This window comes from Herbaspirillum sp. ST 5-3, assembly GCF_004804275.1.
In the GTDB taxonomy this organism is placed as follows: Bacteria; Pseudomonadota; Gammaproteobacteria; order Burkholderiales; family Burkholderiaceae_D; genus Noviherbaspirillum.
On record NZ_STGI01000005.1, the window covers coordinates 288,870 to 308,528 of the forward strand.

Here is a 19,659-nt window from a genome sequence, read left to right on the forward strand (position 1 = left end):
ACCCAGCTTGCAGCGTACGGCGGTGATGCACGTAATTCGCGGCAAATAGGGGCATGAACGAGTTACATGCTCCGGGCCGGGCCGGGTGAGACGGACAGCGGGCTTGCATCTGGCATCCAGGCTGCAAACCTCGCTTCCAGCGGCCCTGTTTCACACTCCTGTCAGGCAACGGCCCTGGCGGAAGGCGTCCGCTCCAGAATGATCTTCTTCAGCTCGGGCACGCAGGATCCGCAATTCATTCCGCACTTCAGCTTCTGCTGCACGCTGGCCAGCACCGCGTTCGGCGTGCCGGCATTGATCCAGTCCTGCTTTGCCAGCGCATCCCCGATCTGGCTTTCGGCAACGTTGAAGCAATTGCAAACGATCTTGCCGCGCGCCTTGAAGCCCTGCGGCGCCTTGGTGGACGGCATCAGCAGCAGACGTCCAAGTGCGGCGACCGGCTGCTCGCTCTCCAGGTATTCCTTCAGCCAGCGCTCGGCCGAGATATCGCCGGACAGGGACACCGCCGCCAGCTTGCCGTCGCGCACGAGGATATGCCGCGCATTGCCGCGCTTGGCATCGTCGTAGCGCAGCACATCGGCGCCCGCGATGCCGAAGCGCGTCTCGATGTCCCTGACCAGTTCCGTCGCGGCCGGATAATCATCGGCGGCGCGAAACAGCACGCCTACCTTGTCGCGCCCGAACAAGGTGCAGGAGGCATAGGCAAACTGCCGCATCGACGGCCGCAGCGCGGATTGCAGCGTTGCGACCTGCGAGGGCGCTATCCATCCGAATACCAGGAAGCGCCACGGCAGTTCGGCTTTCAGGATCTTCACCGCCGCATGCTTGAGTTCCGGCTGCCTGGAACTCGGGCAAAGCGCCGGCAAGGTCAAGGCGTTCACGCCGTAGGTGCCGTCGCCGTCGCGGCCGCGTCCGGACACGAATTCCTCGCCCCAGTGCATGCCGATGAACGCCTGCCCCGGCCGCATGTCGTCGCTGGCCGCCGCGGGCAGAATCTGCGAGCCGCGCTTGCTGGTGACATGCACCAGGTCGCCGCTGGCGATCATGCGCCTGTCCATGTCTGCCTGCGCCATCAGCACCGCCGGTTCGGGCGCGTGCGCAAAAAGCTGCGCCACCGTGCCGGTGCGGCTCATGCCGTGCCACTGGTCGCGCAGGCGGCCGGTGTTCAGGCGAAACGGGAAACGCGCATCGACCGCCTCGGCCACCGGCCGGTACACGGTGTCGGCGAACTTCGCGCGGCCGTTGGCCGTCGGATAGATGCCGTCTTCATAGAGACGTTTCCTGCCTGTCGATGCGCCTTCGGGAAAGGGCCATTGCTGCGGCCCCTGCTCTTCCAGAATCTGGTAGGACAGGCCGGTGATGTCGAGATCGCGCCCGCGCGTCGATTCGCGATGTTCGTTCCAGATCTCCTCCACGGTCGCGTAGGGAAAGATGGTCTTGTCCTTGCCCATCAGTTTTTCGAGCCGGCGCGCGAAGTCGACGACGATCTCCCAGTCGTGACGCGTTTGCGCCGGCTTGGGCAACACCGGCTTGAATCGCGTGATGCGGCGCTCGGAGTTGGTGACCGTGCCTTCCTTTTCGCTCCAGGTGGTCGCCGGCAGCAACACGTCGGCGTAATCCACCGTGGCGGTCGTCTTGTAGGCCTCCTGCACGATCACCAGGTCGGCGTGCTTCAGTGCTTCGCGCACCAGCTTCTGCTCGGGCAGCGATTGGGCCGGGTTGGTGCAGGCGATCCAGACAATCCTGATCTCGCCGGAACGCAGCGCTTCAAACATTTCTACGGCAGTTTTCCCCGGCTTGGCGGGCACCTCGTCCACGCCCCACAATGTGGCCACTTGCGCGCGATGTTCGGGATTGCCCATGTCGCGATGCGCGGACAGCAGGTTGGCCATGCCGCCGACTTCGCGACCGCCCATCGCATTCGGCTGCCCCGTCAGCGAAAACGGGCCGGCACCGGGCTTGCCGATCTGGTGCGTCGCCAGATGCAGGTTGATCAGGGCCGCGTTCTTCGCGGTGCCGTGCGAGGACTGATTCAGCCCCTGGCAGTACAGCGAGAGCGCAGCCTTCGATGCACCGAACCAGCGCGCCGCCGTAGTCAGGTCTTCCTCGCTGATGCCGCAGGTGTCGGCCACGAATTTCGGCGTGTAGTCGCGTACCGTGCGTTTCAGTTCGACGAAACCGTCGGTATGCGCTTCGATGTACGCGTTGTCGATCAGGTCTTCCCACAGGCAGATATGCAGCATGCCGTTGAACAGCGCGACGTCGGTGCCGGGCAGAATCGGAAGGAACAGATCGACGTCGCGCGCGGTGTCGGTGCGGCGCGGATCGGCGACGATCATCTTCAGGCGCGGATTCTTCTTGCGCGCGTCTTCGATGCGGCGATAGAGAATGGGATGCGCGTAAGCGGTATTGGAGCCGACGATGAAGATCACATCCGCATGATCGATATCCTCGTAGCACGCCGGCGGCGCATCGGCGCCGAGCGTCTGCTTGTAACCGGCGACCGCGCTCGACATGCACAGGCGCGAATTGGTGTCGATATTGTTGGTGCCGATCAGCCCCTTCGACAGCTTGTTGAAGACGTAATAGTCTTCGGTCAGCAACTGGCCGGAGATATAGAAGCCGACGCTGTCGGGCCCGTGGTCGCGAATCGTGGCGGCGAATTTCTTCGCGATGAAATCCAGCGTGGCATCCCATGAGGCGCGTTCACGCGGCGCTTCCCGCGTGACGCGCATCTCCGGATGCAGCGCCCGCGTCTGCATCTGCACGAGCGGGTCAGCACTCAGGTGCAGCGTGCCGCCCTTGGTGCACAGCCGCCCGAAGTTGGCCGGATGGTCGGGGTCGCCCCGCACGCCGACCACCTTCTCGCCGTCGCTCTGGACGATGACGCCGCAGCCGACGCCGCAATAGCAGCAAGTCGCTTTTGATTCGCGTATTGCAGTCATGCGGCCTTGGCCTCGATCGCCAGCGTGTTCAATTCGTCGAGGTCGAGAAAGACCTTGCCGTCCTCGACCTTGACGCTGAATTTCTGCGTGCAACCCTCGTCCGGCGCAGTGGCGCAACCCGAATCCAGCTGGATGTTCCAGTTGTGCAGCGGGCAGGCGACGCGCTCGCCGAAGACAATGCCTTGCGACAGCGGGCCGCCCTTGTGCGGACAGCGGTCGAGCAGCGCGAAGATCTTGTCTTCACTGTTGCGGAAGATCGCGACGTCCGGTTTCGCGCTGCGTGTGACGACTCGCGCGCCGAGCATCGGCACATCATTGACATTGCAGACGGCTTTCCATTGTTTCGACATGGTGTTCCCTTGATGAAGTTGATCTGTGTGGACGGATGCTTACATGTTGATCGGCTCGAACTGCCTCTTATCGACCTGTGCCTTGTCCTTCTCGTGCCACGGATCAGGCTCGCCGTCGAGCGAGAACAGCAGGCGCTCATACAAGGCCTTGCGATTTTCCGCATCCTCCAGAATCTTCTTCTTCACATAATCGAGTCCCACCCGCGCGATGTAATGCACGGTGCGTTCGAGATACCAGCCCTCTTCGCGATACAGTTGCAGGAATGCGCCGGAGTACTCCAGGACTTCCTCGTGGGTTTTCAGCTTGACGAAGAACTGCGCCACCTCGGTCTTGATGCCGCCGTTGCCGCCGACATAGATTTCCCAGCCCGAGTCGACACCGATCACGCCGACATCCTTGATGCCTGATTCGGCGCAGTTGCGCGGGCAGCCGGAAACCGCGATCTTGACCTTGTGCGGCGCGTACATGCGCCACAGCGCGCGCTCCAGTTCCTGGCCCATGCGTGTCGAATCCTGCGTGCCGAAACGGCACCATTCGGAGCCGACGCAAGTCTTCACCGTGCGCAGCGCCTTCGCATAGGCATGGCCGGACGGCATGCCGAGGTCTTGCCACACCGCCGGCAAATCTTCCTTCTTCACGCCCAGCAAATCGATGCGCTGGCCGCCGGTCACCTTCACCGTCGGAATGTGGTACTTGTCGACCACATCGGCAATGCGGCGCAGCTCGGATGCATTGGTCTCGCCGCCCCACATGCGCGGGATCACCGAGTAGGTGCCGTCCTTCTGGATGTTGGCATGCGCGCGTTCGTTGATGAAGCGTGATTGCGGATCGTCCTTCGCTTCATGCGGCCAGGTGGAGATCAGGTAGTAGTTGAGCGCCGGGCGGCAAGTCGCACAGCCGTTCGGCGTGCGCCATTCCATGAACTGCATGGTATCGGCGATGGTCAGCAGCTTGTTGACCTTGATCGCATCGCGCACTTCCTGATGCGTGCGATCGGTGCAGGAGCACAAGGGCTTGGCCTTGTTGGCGGAAGAGTAATCGCCGCCGGCGGTTGCCATGATGATCTGCTCGACCAGACCGGTGCAGGAGCCGCAGGACGCGGATGCCTTGGTGTGCTTGCGCACGTCTTCCAGCGTGAACAAGCCCTTTTCCTTGATCGACTTGACGATGGTTCCCTTGCACACGCCGTTGCAGCCGCAGACTTCCGCATCGTCGGGCATGGACGCCGCCTTGGTAAAGCCTGCATGGCCGGTATCGCCCGGACGTCCGGTGTTGGATTCGCCAAACATCAGGGTATCGCGGATGTCGCTGATGTCCTTGCCTTCGCGCAGCAACTTGAAATACCAGCTGCCGTCGACCGTGTCGCCGTACAGGCAGGCGCCGACCAGCTTGTCTTCCTTGATCACCAGCTTCTTGTACACGCCGCCGATCGGGTCGGCCAGCACGATTTCTTCCGTGCCTTCGCCGCCCATGAATTCGCCGGCGGAGAACAGGTCGATGCCGGTCACCTTCAGCTTGGTCGAGGTGACCGAACCCTGATAGCGGCCGATGCCGAAGTTCGCCAGATGGTTGGCGCACACCTTTGCCATTTCAAACAGCGGCGCGACGAGGCCATAGGCGGTGCCGCGATGGTTGACGCATTCTCCGACCGCATAGATGCGCGGATCGTAGGTTTGCATGGTGTCGTTGACGACGATGCCGCGATTGCAATACAGGCCGGCGGATTCCGCCAGCGCGGTATTGGGGCGAATGCCGACCGCCATCACGACCAGCTCCGCCGGGACTTCGAGGCCGTCGGTGAAACGGATCGCCTTCACCTGCCCGTTTTCATCGCCGACGATTTCCCTGGTGTTCTTGTCGAGCAGGAATTTCAGGCCGCGGTCTTCCAGTGACTTCTGCAGCATCTTGCCCGCAGTCGGATCGAGCTGCCGCTCCATCAGCCAGGTGGGAAGATGCACAACGCTCACGTCCATGCCGCGCTGCTTCAGGCCATTGGCCGCTTCCAGGCCGAGCAGGCCGCCGCCGATCACGATCGCGTGCTTGCGCGTCTTCGCGGCTTCGATCATGGCGTTGGTGTCGTGGATGTCGCGATAGGAGATCACTCCTTTCAGATCCTTGCCCGGCACCGGCAGCATGAAGGGCGTGGAGCCGGTCGCCAGCAGCAGCCGGTCATATTCCGCGACGGTGCCGTCTTCCGCGATCACCTGGCGCTTGACGCGATCGATGCGGGCGATCTTCTTTCCCAGGTGAAGCGTGATGCGGTTTTGCGCATACCAGTCGACATCGTTGAGCATGATGTCATTGATGGTCTGCTCGCCAGCCAGCACCGGGGACAGCAGGATGCGGTTGTAGTTCGCGTACGGCTCGGCGCCGAACACCGTGATGTCGTAGATGTCGGGGGCGATCTTGAGCAACTCTTCGAGCGTGCGCACACCCGCCATGCCATTGCCGACCATGACCAACTTCAGCTTCTTCATTAAAGCTCCTTCTTTAATCGGCTTCGTCATCAAAGCCATGAAAACAGTCCTGTCGCCATATAAGCAAGAGAGGTGCCAAACCCTGAAGCGCCAAAACGCACCGAGATGAAGACGAAATTGCACCGCCGCAGTGCAGCAGGCCTGTTCGCGTGGTGCATTGCACATGGAAGAGCAGAAGCAGCTTAATGAATGCTAAAGAATTCGATGGCACAACGCTTGCATCAGAACGTGCAATTCCAACCCAAGGCACAAAGGAACATTGTGAAAAAATCCTCGTTCTGGAAGGCGGGTCACACGCCGACCCTGCTCGCTTCCTTCTTCTATTTCGACCTGAGCTTCATGGTCTGGGTGCTGCTCGGCCCGCTCGCGGTGCAGATATCGAAAGACCTCGGATTGACTCCGGCCCAGAAAGGATTGATGGTCGCGACGCCGCTGCTGGCAGGCGCGCTGTTGCGCATCGTGATGGGCGTGCTGGTCGATCACCTGAAGCCCAAGAAAGCCGGCGCCATCGGCCAGCTGATCGTGATCGCAGGTCTGATGTGGGCCTGGCTCGGCAGCCTGAAGACTTATGAATCGATGCTCACCCTCGGCATCCTGCTCGGCGTGGCGGGCGCGGCATTCGCCGTTGCATTGCCATTGGCGTCGCGCTGGTATCCGCCCGAGCACCAGGGCACGGCGCTCGGCATCGCGGGCGCAGGCAATTCGGGCACCGCGTTCGCCGCACTGTTCGCGCCGTCACTGGCGATCGCATTCGGCTGGCAGAACGTGTTCGGCCTGTGCCTGATTCCGCTCGGCGTCGCATTTCTGGTGTACATGATCTTTGCCAAGGATTCCCCGGCCGCGCCGCCGCCGAAAGCGATGATCGAATACCTGCATGTGCTGAAGGACAAGGACGCCTGGTGGTTCATGTTCTTCTACAGCGTCACCTTCGGCGGCTTCTCCGGGCTGGCGTCTTCGCTGACGATCTACTTCAACACGCAATACGGCCTGTCGCCTGTGACCGCCGGCTATTTCACCGCCGCATGCGTGTTCGCCGGCTCGCTGGTGCGCCCGATGGGCGGCATCATCGCCGACCGCATCGGCGGGATCAAGACCCTGTCCTTCATGTATATCGTCGCTGCGCTGTTCCTGTTCATCGCCAGCCTCGGCCTGCAGTCCTATGCCCTGGCACTGCCGGTATTCGTGGTGGCGATGCTGGCGCTGGGCACCGGAAACGGTGCGGTGTTCCAGCTGGTGCCGCAGCGCTTTCGCAAGGAGATCGGCGTGATGACCGGGCTGGTCGGCATGGCAGGCGGCATCGGCGGTTTTTATCTGGCATCCAGCCTCGGCTATTCGAAGCAGATCACCGGAAGCTACCAGTTCGGCCTCACCGTCTTCGCCTCCCTGGCCATCGCCGCACTGCTCGGCTTGAGCGCGGTCAAGGAACGCTGGCGTACTACCTGGGGCAGCGCCGCAATGACGACCGCCAGGATCTAAATCTGTTTAAAATCAGCTACGGCGGCTGCGACGAAAATTCGACGCAGCCGCCGTAGTCATATCCATCCCACATATCGGGTGACATCCACCATGCCCCTGTCCATCAGCATCGGTCATGCGACGCGCGCCGGCCCGCGCGAGCGCAACGAGGATTTCGTGGGCATGGTCACGCCCAATGAACCGGAACTGTCGACCAAGGGATTCATCGCGGCGATTGCCGATGGCGTGTCGGGCAACGATGGCGGACGCGAAGCCTCGGAATACACCGTGCGCGGCCTGCTCGCCGACTACTATGCGACACCCGATACCTGGCCGGTGACGCAATCGCTCGACCGCGTCATCAAGGCGATCAACAGCTGGGTGCAGAAGCAGGGATCGGCGCGCGCGGAATTGTCGGGCATGGCAACCACGCTCACGGCGGTGGTGCTGCGCGGCGGCTACTACTATTTTTCGCATATCGGCGACACGCGGCTGTACCTGCTGCGCGGCGGTGCCCTGACCCGCCTGACCACCGATCATGTGTGGGATCGCGCGGAAATGCGTCACGTCCTGACGCGCGCCATCGGCCTCGATTCCCATGTCGCGCTCGACCACGGCATGGGCGAGCTGCAGGAACGCGACGTGTTCCTGCTGGTGTCGGACGGTGTATGGGCGTGGACGACCGAATACGACATGACGCATCATCTGTCGCAGCTCGCACTGGGACAGCTCGACGCCGGCGACACGGCGGACATGCTCGTCGATAATGCGCTGGCCGCGGGCTCGGTCGACAACTGCAGCGCCCTGGTCCTGAGAATCGACGCCTTGCCTGAAGTGAACCTGCGCGATGCCCTGTCGGCGTCGCAGCAATTGCCGGTCCCGCCGAAGCTGAAACCGGGACAGAGCATCGACGGCCTGGAGGTGGAGGCCATCGTTCACTCCTCGCAGGCGACCGTGCTGTACCGCGTGTTCGACCCGAAATCGCAGCGCCAGCTGGTGCTGAAGACCTTGCAGGCCGACCGTGCCAGCGACCCGCACGAGCGATCCGCGTTTGCGCAGGAGGAATGGCTGGCCAAGCGCGTGGTCGCACGCTTCTTTCCGCAAGTGATCACACCGGAACACAAGAACTACCTGTATTACCTGACCACCTGGCACGACGGCCAGACGCTGCAGCAGGCACTGGACAAGGGCGCGCATTTCACCGCACCGGAAGCCGTGGCAATCGGCGAAAAACTGGCGCGCGCGGTCGGCGCCCTGCATCGCCGCAACATCATTCATCGCGATATCAAGCCGGCCAATGTGCATCTCGGCACGGACGGCGAGCTGCGGCTGCTCGATCTGGGCGTCGCTCTCTCCGGCGCCGAAGAAGACCATCCCATCGAAGCCCCGCAGGCGGGCACCCCGTCCTTCCTCGCGCCCGAACAGTTCGACGGCGCACCGCCTTCGCCCCAGACCGATATTTACGCGGCGGGCGTGACGCTGTATCGCATGCTCACGCGCCATTATCCCTATGGCGAGATCGAACCGTTCCAGCGGCCACGATTCGGCGAACCGACGCCGCCCGGGCGTTATCGTCCGGATGTTCCGATCTGGCTGGAAAACGTCTTGCTGAAGGCGGTGGCGCGCGATCCCGCCGACCGCTTCGAAACGGCCGAGGAATTGCTGGTTGCGCTCGGGCGCGGCGCCAGCAATCCACCGGCGCCGCGCGTCGCCGCACCGCTCGCCAAGCGCGATCCGGTTGCACTATGGCGAGCGGTGGCAGTGATCTCGATCGTGATCAATCTCTTGCTAATCTATCTGATCGCCGCACGCTAGCTGCCTCCCGACGTCAGGCCGCTGCCGGGTGCGCCTGCCGGTGATACAGGAACTCCAGCACCGAAGTACGGTACTCGATGTAAAGCGGATCAAGCGCCAGCGCAACGCGGTCGCGCGGGCGAGGCAGGCGCACCTGGACGATGTCGCCGATGGTCGCCGCAGGACCGTTGGTCATCATGACGATGCGGTCCGACAGCAGCACCGCTTCATCCACGTCATGCGTGACCATCACCACGGTTGATCCGGTCTTGCCGACGATCTTCATCAATTCGTCCTGGAGATGCGCGCGGGTCAGCGCATCGAGCGCGCCGAAGGGCTCGTCCATCAGCAAGACCTTCGGCTCCATCGACAGTGCACGCGCAATGCCGACGCGCTGCTTCATGCCGCCGGAGATTTCATGCGGGCGCTTCTGCGCGGCATGACTCAGGTCGACCAGCGCAAGCGCGGCCATGGTGCGTTGCTTCAGCTCCGCCCTGTTTTCGGTTGTGCCGAAAACGCGTTCGACCGCCAGATAGACATTTTCATAGCAGCTCAGCCAGGGCAGCAGCGAATGATTCTGGAACACGACAGCCCGTTCCGGCGACGGCCCGGCGATTTCCCGATTGGCGCAGATCAGCGTACCGCCCGTCGCGTCCAGCAGTCCGGCGATCAGGTTCAGCAGCGTCGACTTGCCGCAACCGGAGTGACCGATCAGCGTGACGAACTCGCCTTTTCTGACGCTCAGGTCGATGTCCTTCAAGGCCGGAAAGATCCCGTTCCTGGTGGAGAAGCTCATTTCCGCGTGTTGAATCTCGATGAATTTGCCTGCCTTGTCCATGATGCTTTCCTTTCCGATCAACTGCGCACCTCTTCGTAGGTAAATGCCCTGGCAAGCGCGACCAGCGCCTGCTCCAGCAACAAGCCAACGACACCGATCACGACGATGGCGATGATGATGTGCGGCACGTTCAGGTTGTTCCATTCGTCCCAGACCCAGAAGCCGATGCCCACGCCGCCGGTCAGCATTTCCGCGGCGACGATGACCAGCCAGGCAGTGCCGATCGCCAGGCGCACGCCGGTCAGCATGTACGGCAGCACCGAAGGGAACAGGATCTTGGTGACGATCTTCCACTCGGACAGGTTGAGCACCTTCGCCACGTTCATGTAGTCCTGCGGCACGCGCTGCACGCCGATGGCGGTGTTGATGATCATCGGCCAGATCGAGCAGATGAAGATGCCCCAGATCGCAGCCGGGTTGGCGGCCTGGAACACCAGCAGGCCTATCGGCAGCCATGCCAGCGGCGACACTGGCTTCAACAGGCTCACGATCGGACTGAACATGCCGGACAGGAAGCGAAAGCGCCCGATCAGAAAGCCGAGCGGGATGCCGACCGCGGCCGCCATGCCGAAGCCGGTCGCGACGCGCTTGAGCGAGGCCAGCAGGTTCCAGCCTATGCCCTGGTCGTTGGGTCCTCGCTGATAAAAGGGATCGGAGAAGACGACGATGGCTTCCCGCAGGGTGAGCAGCGGCGAGGGAAAGCCCTTGCTGCTCGCGGCCACGATTTCCCATGCCAGCACAAGGAGCGCCATGCCGAGAACGGGCGGCAATACGGCCAGGAAGAAGGGTTTCAGTGAAACCTGTTTCCTGGCAAGGGCTACCGTGCGCTTCCTGCTTCTTGTTGGGGCTTCCCTGGTGCCGGCTCTCTTCGATGCGGATCCTGCAAGCGGCTCAAATTCCTTTTCCAATACTGCGCTCATGATGCGTCCTTACGCTTTGATCTTGAATGAACCGGCATACAGCTTCGGATTCCTGCCGTCCCACACCGCGCCGTCGATGAGTTTCGACGAACGCATGACGTCCTTCGGCACGCTGACCTTCGCCATGCCCGCAGCGTCCTTGTACAGATCGATGCGATTGATCTGTCGCGCCACGGCGAGGTAATCGATGTCTTCCTTCAGCAAACCCCAGCGCCGATGCTGTGTCAGGAACCACATGCCGTCGGACAGATAGGGAAAGTTCACATAACCGTCGTTGTAGAACTTCATGTGGTTCGGATCGTCCCAGGTCTTGCCGAGGCCGTTCTGGTAGCGGCCGAGGATGCGCTGGTTGATCGCATCGACGCCGGTATTGACATAGGACTTGCCGGCGACCGTCTCCGCCATCTTCATCTTGTTCTGCAAGCCGGCATCGATCCACCTGCCGGCTTCCAGAACCGCCGCGGTCATGGCGCGCGCGGTGTTCGGATATTTCGCCACCCACTCGGCGGTGGTGCCGAGAATCTTTTCCGGATGATCCTTCCAGATATCCTGCGTGGTGACGGCCGTCATGCCGATGCCATCCATGATTGCGCGATGGCCCCAGGGCTCGCCGACGCAGAAGCCGTCCATGTTGCCGACGCGCATATTGGCCACCATTTGCGGCGGCGGCACGGTGACGATCTTCGCATCCTTCATGGGATCGATGCCGTTGGCGGCCAGCCAGTAATACAGCCACATCGCATGCGTGCCGGTGGGGAAGGTCTGCGCAAAGCTGTATTCGCGCTTGTCGGACTTCATCAGCTTCGCCAGCGATGCGCCGTCGACCGCGCCCTTGTCGGCCAGCTTCTTCGACAGCGTGATCGCCTGTCCGTTATGGTTGAGCGTCATCAGCATGGCCATGTCTTTTTTCGGACCGCTGATGCCGAGATGGACACCGTACACCAGGCCATACAGCACATGTGCCGCATCGAGTTCGCCGTTGACCAGCTTGTCGCGCACGCCGGCCCAGGACGCTTCCTTGCTCGGCACGATCTTGATGCCGTATTTCTTGTCGAAGCCGAGCACGGAGGCCATCACCACCGAAGCGCAGTCGGTCAGCGGAATGAAGCCGACCTTCACCTCCTCCTTTTCCGGCTTGTCCGAGCCGGCCGCCCACACACCTTGCGTGGCCAATCCGCCGAGAGTACCGGCAGCCGCGGCGGCGCCCGCCTTGATGATGCGGCGGCGGGTCAAGTTCGTTGTCGTGTCTTTTGCTGTCATGAGGTCCCCATGCTGAATATCGAAAAGGCCAAAAAGAAAGGCGTCCGAACCGCCCCGAGTTTCACTCAGGGGATTCGGACGCCTTTGTCCTGTTGTCCCGACCTGCACTGGTCAGAACGGCATTGCTGATCCTTGCGCCTTCATTGGCACTTGCCTGCTATTTGCAATTGGCATGCCAGCACGCTTTGCTTGCATTTGACCCGAAAATGAACCGGAAACGCGCACTGAATTTGTGCGGCTCCTCAAAAAAGGGCGCACTCACAGCAACAGATCGGCCACATCGATCATGCGCTGCGCCACTTCGGACAGCTTCAGGTTCTTGTCCATCGCGAGACGACGCAGCTTGCGATAGGCCTCGTCCTCGGAATAGTGATGGCGCTCCATCAGCAGGCCCTTCGCACGCTCGATGACCTTGCGTTCGGCCAGCCGGAGTTTCGTCTCGGACAGTTCATGACGCAGCTTCTGATCCACCTCGAAGCGCGCCAGCGCGACATCAAGCACCGCCTTCACGCGCTCGGCCGACAGGCCGGCGACAACATAGGCAGACACGCCTGCCTCGATCGCCGCATGCATCGAGTCCTTGTCCTTGTTCTCCGTAAAACACACGATCGGTCGCCGCTGGTTGGCGGTGGCGGCGACCACCTTCCTCAATGCGGCATCGGACTGTTCGTCCACGATGATCAGGTCCGGCTGCAATTGCGCAATCTGCTTTGCCAGATCCGCGTCCGGCGGCAACGCGGCCAGGATGTTGTAGCCGCCCTGCAGCAGGCCGATGCGCAGTGCGCGCGCCCGTTCCGCCTGCACCTGCGCCGCGCGATCGGCGCCCTCCGGCGCGACCAGGGAATTGATGACAACGATCTTGAGTTGTTTGGAATCGGTCATGATGATATAAGCGCTGATATAGGCGAATTGCGCTTTCCTTTAAAATGGAGCTTTGCAAAAAGCTTGCCATCATGATTGTTCTCGGCGTCGAATCCTCCTGCGATGAAACCGGCCTGGCCTTGTATGACACACAACACGGCCTGCTGGCGCATGCGCTCCACTCCCAGGTCGCGATGCACGAGGAATACGGCGGCGTGGTGCCGGAGCTCGCCTCGCGCGACCATATCCGGCGCGCGATTCCCTTGCTGGAACAGGTGTTGCACCAGGCCGGCGTGCCGCGTTCGGCCGTCGACGCCATCGCCTACACGCAGGGGCCGGGGCTGGCCGGTGCACTGCTGGTCGGCGCATCGATTGCCTGCGGGCTCGGACTGTCGCTCGACAAGCCGGTGCTGGGCGTGCATCACCTTGAAGGACATCTGTTGTCGCCGTTGCTGTCGCGCGACCCGCCGGTTTTTCCGTTTGTCGCCCTGCTCATCTCCGGCGGCCACACGCAACTGATGCGCGTGGACGGCGTCGGCCAGTACACCTTGCTGGGCGAAACGATGGACGACGCGGCGGGTGAAGCATTCGACAAGTCGGCCAAGCTGCTCGGCCTCGGCTATCCGGGCGGCCCGGCGATTTCCCGCCTGGCGGACTTCGGCGATCCCGGCGTCTATGAATTGCCGCGTCCGATGCTGCATTCCAAGGACCTGAACTTCAGCTTTTCCGGTTTGAAGACGGCGGTACTGACGCTGGTGAAGAATCGCATTGCCAACATTTGCGAACAGGACAAGGCGAACGTCGCGCGTGCCTTCGTCGATGCAATTGTCGATGTGCTGGTGGCGAAATGCCTCACCGCGCTCAAGCAGACCGGCATGAAGCGACTGGTGATCGCGGGCGGCGTCGGCGCCAACCGGCAGTTGCGCGACGCGCTCAACGCGGCGGCGCAGAAGCGACGCTTTCGCGTGTACTACCCGGAACTGGAATTCTGCACCGACAACGGCGCAATGATCGCGTTCGCCGGTGCAATGCGCCTGCAAATCAATCCCGATGCAGCAAAGCGCGACTACGCGTTCAATGTGCGGCCGCGCTGGCCGCTGGATGAAATCAAGACGATCTGACGCAAACGCGTTGAGCGCGGCGCGGGAACCTTGGAGCGGGTTGCCGTACTAAAGAAGCGAGCGGGAGCTTGAATGAAAGCAATTTCATCAACAAGCCCGCGCCCTCTCCTTGAGCGTCCAACAACATGCATTGCAAACCTCCGCTCATCAGATTGCTTTTCACCCGATCGCTCCTGGCGCTGGCCGTCGCGTGCGGGCTGTCGCCTGTCCTGTGCCACGCCGGCGACCTCGATCATGACGAAGATGACATCGCGCAGAGTCTGCCGGAACTGCCTGGCGGCGATCATGCGGCGCCCGGCTATTTCGATCTGGCCAGGGAAAGCGCCGCTGTCGGATATGAAACGCGCTTCGAAACACTGAACGCGACGCTCGACCAGTACTTCGGCCTTGCGCCTTCCGTCACGCTCGATTACGGCCTGCAGCTCGCCGACAAGGTCGGCGCGGGCGGTATCTATCGACGCGACAGCACGCAATCGGAGCTGGTACTCAACGGAATCTATGCGCCCAAGCGCAATCTCCGCTTCCGGCTCACCGGCGCGCAATTGCGCAGCGTCGGCCAATCCTTCGACGGCGAATCGGAAACGGTCTTTCAAACCAGTTACCTGGTCGGCGCAAAAAAATACTGGAACAGCTACCGCTATCTTTCCGACATCGGCATCGCGACCTATGTCGTCAGGGCGAATGCCGCGCCAGAGCCGATAACGACCGATGCGGAGTCGATCGATGGCAGCGACATGCCGGCCGGCCCTCTCCCGCTCGGCGATCTGCGTGGCTACCGGCTGGATCTCGGCATGCAGCCCGGCCCACAGTCACGCATCGAATGGCGTCGCGAAATCGGACGCCTGACTTACTTTTCCGACGGCGACCGGATCGATGCATCGATCGTCTCCAATCGTGTCCGGTATTCGCATCACCTCGGCGATTGCACGAAACTGCAAGGCGCGTACAACACGAATTCCGCTGCGGATCACATGGATCTGAAGCTCGCCAGGAATAGCTGGTCGCTGGGCGTTTCGCAGGAGATGGAAGGCGCGCGCGCTACCGCGATCAGCTTCAGCTATGCGATACCGCTCGGCACCTCCGCACATCATCAGGACAATTGCAACGATGCCGTCGAGGGCCCGCCACGCTTCGCTCCCCTGCTGGATGCTGCGATACAGCGGCCGCCGCAATTGCCGGAAGAACCCTTGACGACCATCGTCGCGCCTTGATGCTGGGAATTTAGTCGACGTCCGGCTGCGACAACATGAACGACAGTGGTTGCATGCCGGAGGCATCGTCGCCTTGCTCGATCACATCGAGCAAGGCCTGCAAACCCTTGTCCAGTTCCGACAACCCGCCCTGGTCGAGTTTGCCCAAGGCTTCGGCCAGCAGGCCGCGCGCCGGCTTCGGCGCTTTTGTGAGCAAGTCGCCGCCCTTCTTCGACAGCATCAGCTTGACCACCCGTTGATCCTGCGGGTCGCGCGTCTTTTGCACGTATCCGTTCTTCACGAGGACATCCAGCAGATTGCTGGCAGTGGTCTGGTGGATCGCGAGCTTGCCTGCAATTTCACCAACGCGCAGCCCCGGAGAATCATGCAATTCCTGCAACATCCAAAGCTGCGCGCCGCTGATACCGCATTGTTTTTCTATCCATGCCGAATGCCTCTGTGCGGCACGAATGACAATGCGCAGCTTTTTCAATACTTGCATATGCGTCATCTCCGCATTTTCGGATGTTGTGGCGCAAGTTTTACTCTTTGTATTTCTTGTTGCCATTCGGACTGCTCCAGATGTATATTTCCCCGGGTATATATTTGGGGAAATATATTAACTGGATCGATTGTAATGTTTTTATGGAATGTCGACTTGGCGGCCAGACAGCTGGTTCCTGACGACGGCACCTCCACCCTCAAGGCAAGTGCTCCCATTTCATTTCTTTCGCTTGCCGCAACGCGGCAGGCTCGATTCATTCTCAACCATTTCAACAATCCGATAAGGGGAATTGCATGCATCACATCAAATTGAAAGCATTGATCGCATTTGGCACTATCGCACTGGCAGCCTGCTCGTCGACTCCGGTCAACACGCCTGCCGACAGCAGCGCAGCAAAGCCGGCAGCCGCCGCACAAGCCGACACGCGCCAGGTGGCGACCGTTGATGCTACCAAGGATCCTTTGAACGACCCGAACGGCCCCTTGGCAAAGCGCAGCGTGTATTTCGACTATGACAGCTACCTGCTGAAAGACAACGCCAAGCCGGTCGTCGAAACGCACGCGAAGTATTTGAGCTCGAACAAGGCACGCAAGGTTGTCATCCAGGGCAATACCGATGAACGCGGTGGCGCCGAGTACAATCTGGCCCTGGGCCAGAAGCGTGCGGAAGCCGTTCGCAAGTCCCTCGGCGTGCTGGGCGTGCCGGATTCGCAGATGGAAGCCGTTTCCTTCGGCAAGGAAAAGCCCAAGGCAGCTGGCCACGATGAAGCTTCGTGGGCCGAGAACCGCCGCGCAGACATCGTCTACCGTTAATCGCGGCATCGTCGACGCCGGCCGGCGTCGGCAAGTGTCGTGACCGTCCGGATTGCTGCACGCATTACATCGTCAATGAGGTAAGCATGGGAAGCAGTCTTCACGCCGCCGCGTTCGCGCGGCATGTCGCACGAGGGTCACGACACTGTTGCATGGCCGTCGCACTGGTATTGCTCAGTGCCTGCGCCACGCGACAACCCATCCCAAGGACTGCACCAAAGCCAGTCAGCCCACCGGTTGCCACGCCGACACAACCCGTTCCCGCAGCACCGCCTGCTGCACCTGTTGCACCTGCCGTACCTGCGACGCCGCCTGTATTATCAGCACCCCAACCCGCATTGCCCCCTGCCGCAGCACCGTCACCGGCGCCGCCCGACAAGGCCGTCGCATTGCAAGCCTGGGTCGATCAACAAGAGCGCCTCTATCGCGTAGCCGGCCCTTTGCTGATCAACAATACCGAGCTGTGCCCGCGTCATGTCCGCAATCTGCTCGGCTTTACCGCGAAAAACCAGTATTCATACACGGATGATCTGACCGCTGTCGCCCATTCCGCACTCGGCCTCGATGCGCGCTTGCGCGTGATGAGCGTGCTGCCCGGCAGCGGTGCCGAACAAGCCGGCCTGCGCAAGGGAGACATCCTGCTTGCCAGCGGGGTCGACCCCTTGCCGGAAGGACCGAACGCGGAACATGAAGCAGCCTCGCTCATCCGCGCGGAAATGCAGGGCCGTTCCAGCATCGACCTGAGCATCCTGCGAGACGGCGAACGGGTGGCGCTGGAAGTGCCGCTGACCTCCGCCTGCGCCATGTCAGTCGATACCGGCAATTCCGGCCAGGTCAACAGCTATGCGGACGGCAATCGCGTGCTGGTCACGCAAGGCATGCTGAAGTTCGTGCTGTCCGATGAAGATCTGGCGTATGTGCTGGCAAAGGAAATCGCGCACAACATCCTGGATCCCTTGGAGCGGGCGGATATGGCGGCGGTCATCGACCGCTTGAAGGTGCCGGCATTCGACGGCGCAAGCCCGCCTGTTGTGAATGAAGTCCGCCCCTATCCGGCGACGCTCGATGCCGACGCCGACAGACTGGCGCTTTATCTGCTCGCGCGCGCGGGAGTCGACATCGAGCATGCGCCGGCATTCTGGAAGCGGCTTGCAGACACCTATCCGGAAACCGTTTCCGGCAGCTACACCGCGCTGCATCCCGCAACGGCCGAGCGCCTGTCGGTCATGACGGAAACCATCCGGGCCATCAAGGACAAGCAGGCGCAGAACCTTCCCTTGCTGCCGGCAGACGCGGAATCCGGCGCCACATCCGGAGTTACGCAGCGCTGAGAGCGCGGCGGTGCTTGTCCACCCAGTAGGCCCACAGCACCAGCAGCCACTGCGCCTGGCCAACCCAGGCAATTGCCATTGCGCTCGGCGGAGGATCGCCGAACAGATTGCCGGCGTGGATGGCCAGCATGAACAGCACCAGCGACCACAGCGCCCACTTGCCAGTCGCATCGATCGCCCTGGTCTTGCGCGCGTAGAGCCAGACGCCGATAGCAAAAAGCGGCATTTCGACGGCGAGCGTTTTCGGCAGAGAAGCCCAGAGATTCATGCCCACCATCGTCGCGCTTCCCGGAAACAGCGGGAGATCCGGCCGATGGACGATGGCGTCGAGCAACCAGTGGCTCAGAACAAGCATCGCTATCACTAGCGCGCTGCGGGTTTCCCGCCGTATCAGCCAGTAGATCAATGCGACGCCGACAGCCCATGCCGATGCGCCGAGCAGGCTGTGCGAGATCGGGTAGTGCTCGAATACGAGCGGGGTCAAGCCTTGTTCGTGCGGCGCGATGCGCACCGTTTCCAGGCCGAGCAGCAACAGTGTCGGCCACAGCAGATCGAGAAACTGCGCGGCGAGAAACAGCGCGCCAAGCGAGATGCGGGGCGCAGCCGCCTTGGCGCCGAAGCCGACACCAAAGTGACCGATGAACATTATTTCTTCTTGCTGCCGATGCGGCTTTCCTTGCCGGCCATCAGATTCGCGATGTTCTGGCGGTGGCGGAAAATCAGCAGGCCGCTCATCACCAGGATCGCCAGCAGAATGGCGTCAAAGCCGAACAGCAAGCCGTAATAAAACGGTGCGAAGATGCTGGCGATCAGCGCGGCCAACGACGAATAGCGGAAGGCATAGGCGATCACCAGCCAGGTGATCATGCTTGCCAGGCCCAGCCAGCCGTTGATGCCGAGGAGTACGCCGAGCATGGTCGCCACGCCCTTGCCGCCAACGAACCTGAAGAACACCGGCCACAGGTGGCCGAGAAACGCCGCCACCGCGACGAGTGCAAGGCCGGTATCGTCCACGCCGAATTGCGGCCCGTAGTGCTGCGCAATCCACACGGCGAACCAGCCTTTCGCGCCATCGCCCAGCAGCGTCAATGCCGCAGCCGCCTTCTTGCCGCTGCGCAGGACGTTGGTGGCACCCGGATTCTTGGACCCATAGGTGCGCGGGTCGGACAGGCCGAACAACTTGCTGACCACGACAGCAAAGGAAATCGACCCGATCAGATAGGCGCCGATCACAAACAACACTGTATTCATTCTCTCCCTCTCACAATTTGCGCGGCTGCACCCGCGTGTCAGTCTTCCAACGCGCAGTTGACCGGCTTGGCGGGCAAGACCCTGGGCAGGATCGCCGGGTCGATGCCGACCAGGAATCCTCGCCGGCCGCCGTTGATATAGATCTTGTCGAGCGCAAGGATACTCTCTTCGACATACACCGGCATCGCCTTCCGGGTCCCGAAAGGCGAGGTGCCGCCGACCAGATAGCCGGAATGCCGGTTTGCCACTTCCGGTTTGCAGGGCTCGACCGACTTGCAGCCGATCTGCCGCGCCAGGTTCTTGGTCGACACCTTGCGATCGCCGTGCATCAGCACGATCAGCGGCTTGGCCGCCTCATCCTGCATGACCAGGGTCTTGACCACATGATGCTCGTCAACACCCAGTTCGCGCGCGGAAACGGCGGTGCCGCCGTGCTCCTCGTAGGTGTACGGATGCTCGGAAAACGCAATGCCGTGCTTGCGCAAAAACTGCGTCGCCGGCGTTTCGGAAACGTGCTCTTTCTTTGCCATTGCTTCACTCGAAAATTG

The 19,659-nt window shown here is 61.8% G+C and carries 17 protein-coding genes; 6 read left to right on the forward strand and 11 right to left on the reverse strand.

Annotated features, from left to right (window positions below):
* Positions 1 to 161: 161 nt before the first annotated feature.
* The 3 genes from E6W33_RS12790 to nirB are packed head-to-tail and all read right to left on the reverse strand — an operon-like array spanning position 162 to position 5,773.
* The gene (locus E6W33_RS12790) at positions 162 to 2,945 is read right to left on the reverse strand and encodes a nitrate reductase (RefSeq protein ID WP_168798632.1); all 2,784 of its coding nucleotides are present in this window, start codon (positions 2,943 to 2,945) and stop codon (positions 162 to 164) included.
* A complete protein-coding gene (gene nirD / locus E6W33_RS12795; RefSeq protein ID WP_136417699.1) occupies positions 2,942 to 3,295 on the reverse strand; it encodes a nitrite reductase small subunit NirD in 354 nt (117 codons plus the stop codon). Before nirD ends, E6W33_RS12790 begins: the two co-directional genes overlap by 4 nt.
* Positions 3,296 to 3,334: 39 nt before the next feature.
* Entirely contained in the window at positions 3,335 to 5,773 is a 2,439-nt protein-coding gene (gene nirB, locus E6W33_RS12800) for a nitrite reductase large subunit NirB (protein ID WP_136417700.1), read from the reverse strand.
* Between the two features lie 189 nt (positions 5,774 to 5,962).
* Between nirB and E6W33_RS12805 the strand changes: the two genes are divergently transcribed.
* Entirely contained in the window at positions 5,963 to 7,249 is a 1,287-nt protein-coding gene (locus tag E6W33_RS12805) for a nitrate/nitrite transporter (RefSeq protein ID WP_247869633.1), read from the forward strand.
* A 90-nt stretch (positions 7,250 to 7,339) separates the two neighbouring features.
* Positions 7,340 to 9,043, forward strand: coding sequence for a bifunctional protein-serine/threonine kinase/phosphatase (locus E6W33_RS12810; RefSeq protein ID WP_136417701.1), 1,704 nt, complete (start codon positions 7,340 to 7,342; stop codon positions 9,041 to 9,043).
* 13 nt (positions 9,044 to 9,056) lie between these two features.
* Here E6W33_RS12810 and E6W33_RS12815 read toward each other — a convergent pair whose 3' ends face one another.
* The 4 genes from E6W33_RS12815 to E6W33_RS12830 form a co-directional block, all read right to left on the reverse strand.
* Positions 9,057 to 9,860 carry an ABC transporter ATP-binding protein gene (locus tag E6W33_RS12815; protein ID WP_136417702.1) on the reverse strand — a complete coding sequence of 268 codons (804 nt, stop codon included), beginning with the start codon at positions 9,858 to 9,860 and terminating at the stop codon, positions 9,057 to 9,059.
* Positions 9,861 to 9,877: 17 nt separating this feature from the next.
* Positions 9,878 to 10,780, reverse strand: a complete 903-nt coding sequence (gene ntrB / locus E6W33_RS12820; RefSeq protein WP_136417703.1) for a nitrate ABC transporter permease — start codon at positions 10,778 to 10,780, stop codon at positions 9,878 to 9,880.
* 9 nt (positions 10,781 to 10,789) lie between these two features.
* Complete coding sequence (locus E6W33_RS12825; protein WP_136417704.1) at positions 10,790 to 12,040, reverse strand: CmpA/NrtA family ABC transporter substrate-binding protein; 1,251 nt, start codon at positions 12,038 to 12,040, stop codon at positions 10,790 to 10,792.
* Between the two features lie 258 nt (positions 12,041 to 12,298).
* Complete coding sequence (locus tag E6W33_RS12830) at positions 12,299 to 12,922, reverse strand: ANTAR domain-containing protein (RefSeq protein WP_136417705.1); 624 nt, start codon at positions 12,920 to 12,922, stop codon at positions 12,299 to 12,301.
* Positions 12,923 to 12,993: 71 nt separating this feature from the next.
* Between E6W33_RS12830 and tsaD the strand changes: the two genes are divergently transcribed.
* Both tsaD and E6W33_RS12840 read left to right on the forward strand, forming a co-directional pair.
* Complete coding sequence (gene tsaD / locus E6W33_RS12835) at positions 12,994 to 14,022, forward strand: tRNA (adenosine(37)-N6)-threonylcarbamoyltransferase complex transferase subunit TsaD (RefSeq protein ID WP_136417706.1); 1,029 nt, start codon at positions 12,994 to 12,996, stop codon at positions 14,020 to 14,022.
* Positions 14,023 to 14,147: 125 nt separating this feature from the next.
* Entirely contained in the window at positions 14,148 to 15,233 is a 1,086-nt protein-coding gene (locus E6W33_RS12840; RefSeq protein WP_136417707.1) for a hypothetical protein, read from the forward strand.
* A 10-nt stretch (positions 15,234 to 15,243) separates the two neighbouring features.
* On the opposite strand, the gene E6W33_RS12845 is transcribed toward E6W33_RS12840, so the two are convergent.
* A complete protein-coding gene (locus E6W33_RS12845; RefSeq protein ID WP_247869634.1) occupies positions 15,244 to 15,714 on the reverse strand; it encodes a MarR family winged helix-turn-helix transcriptional regulator in 471 nt (156 codons plus the stop codon).
* 296 nt (positions 15,715 to 16,010) lie between these two features.
* Here E6W33_RS12845 and pal point away from each other — a divergent pair, with 296 nt between their 5' ends.
* Together pal and E6W33_RS12860 are read left to right on the forward strand one after the other, a co-directional pair.
* Positions 16,011 to 16,529: a peptidoglycan-associated lipoprotein Pal gene (pal, locus tag E6W33_RS12850; RefSeq protein ID WP_136417709.1), complete on the forward strand. Its 519-nt coding sequence runs from the start codon at positions 16,011 to 16,013 to the stop codon at positions 16,527 to 16,529.
* Positions 16,530 to 16,867: 338 nt separating this feature from the next.
* Positions 16,868 to 17,860 (forward strand): M48 family metallopeptidase, encoded by a 993-nt coding sequence (locus tag E6W33_RS12860; RefSeq protein ID WP_168798633.1) that lies wholly within the window; start codon positions 16,868 to 16,870, stop codon positions 17,858 to 17,860.
* Here E6W33_RS12860 and E6W33_RS12865 read toward each other — a convergent pair.
* Genes E6W33_RS12865 through ybaK form a run of 3 tightly spaced genes read right to left on the reverse strand, consistent with a single transcriptional unit; the run spans position 17,847 to position 19,641 of the window.
* Entirely contained in the window at positions 17,847 to 18,506 is a 660-nt protein-coding gene (locus E6W33_RS12865) for a metal-dependent hydrolase (RefSeq protein ID WP_136417712.1), read from the reverse strand. The two genes, E6W33_RS12860 and E6W33_RS12865, sit on opposite strands and share 14 nt — an antisense overlap.
* Positions 18,506 to 19,111: a glycerol-3-phosphate 1-O-acyltransferase PlsY gene (plsY, locus tag E6W33_RS12870; RefSeq protein WP_136417713.1), complete on the reverse strand. Its 606-nt coding sequence runs from the start codon at positions 19,109 to 19,111 to the stop codon at positions 18,506 to 18,508. Before plsY ends, E6W33_RS12865 begins: the two co-directional genes overlap by 1 nt.
* Positions 19,112 to 19,149: 38 nt before the next feature.
* On the reverse strand, positions 19,150 to 19,641 hold the full coding sequence (ybaK, locus tag E6W33_RS12875; RefSeq protein WP_136417714.1) for a Cys-tRNA(Pro) deacylase: 492 nt from the start codon (positions 19,639 to 19,641) through the stop codon (positions 19,150 to 19,152).
* Positions 19,642 to 19,659: the final 18 nt, after the last annotated feature.

What these genes read in the sequence shown, in the direction of transcription:
- E6W33_RS12790 (WP_168798632.1), bottom strand. Translation starts at nt 2,945, where the DNA reads ATGACTGCAATACGCGAATCAAAAGCGACTTGCTGCTATTGCGGCGTC.
- nirD (WP_136417699.1), bottom strand. Translation starts at nt 3,295, where the DNA reads ATGTCGAAACAATGGAAAGCCGTCTGCAATGTCAATGATGTGCCGATG.
- nirB (WP_136417700.1), bottom strand. Translation starts at nt 5,773, where the DNA reads ATGAAGAAGCTGAAGTTGGTCATGGTCGGCAATGGCATGGCGGGTGTG.
- E6W33_RS12805 (WP_247869633.1), top strand. Translation starts at nt 5,963, where the DNA reads ATGCTAAAGAATTCGATGGCACAACGCTTGCATCAGAACGTGCAATTC.
- E6W33_RS12810 (WP_136417701.1), top strand. Translation starts at nt 7,340, where the DNA reads ATGCCCCTGTCCATCAGCATCGGTCATGCGACGCGCGCCGGCCCGCGC.
- E6W33_RS12815 (WP_136417702.1), bottom strand. Translation starts at nt 9,860, where the DNA reads ATGGACAAGGCAGGCAAATTCATCGAGATTCAACACGCGGAAATGAGC.
- ntrB (WP_136417703.1), bottom strand. Translation starts at nt 10,780, where the DNA reads ATGAGCGCAGTATTGGAAAAGGAATTTGAGCCGCTTGCAGGATCCGCA.
- E6W33_RS12825 (WP_136417704.1), bottom strand. Translation starts at nt 12,040, where the DNA reads ATGACAGCAAAAGACACGACAACGAACTTGACCCGCCGCCGCATCATC.
- E6W33_RS12830 (WP_136417705.1), bottom strand. Translation starts at nt 12,922, where the DNA reads ATGACCGATTCCAAACAACTCAAGATCGTTGTCATCAATTCCCTGGTC.
- tsaD (WP_136417706.1), top strand. Translation starts at nt 12,994, where the DNA reads ATGATTGTTCTCGGCGTCGAATCCTCCTGCGATGAAACCGGCCTGGCC.
- E6W33_RS12840 (WP_136417707.1), top strand. Translation starts at nt 14,148, where the DNA reads ATGCATTGCAAACCTCCGCTCATCAGATTGCTTTTCACCCGATCGCTC.
- E6W33_RS12845 (WP_247869634.1), bottom strand. Translation starts at nt 15,714, where the DNA reads ATGCAAGTATTGAAAAAGCTGCGCATTGTCATTCGTGCCGCACAGAGG.
- pal (WP_136417709.1), top strand. Translation starts at nt 16,011, where the DNA reads ATGCATCACATCAAATTGAAAGCATTGATCGCATTTGGCACTATCGCA.
- E6W33_RS12865 (WP_136417712.1), bottom strand. Translation starts at nt 18,506, where the DNA reads ATGTTCATCGGTCACTTTGGTGTCGGCTTCGGCGCCAAGGCGGCTGCG.
- plsY (WP_136417713.1), bottom strand. Translation starts at nt 19,111, where the DNA reads ATGAATACAGTGTTGTTTGTGATCGGCGCCTATCTGATCGGGTCGATT.
- ybaK (WP_136417714.1), bottom strand. Translation starts at nt 19,641, where the DNA reads ATGGCAAAGAAAGAGCACGTTTCCGAAACGCCGGCGACGCAGTTTTTG.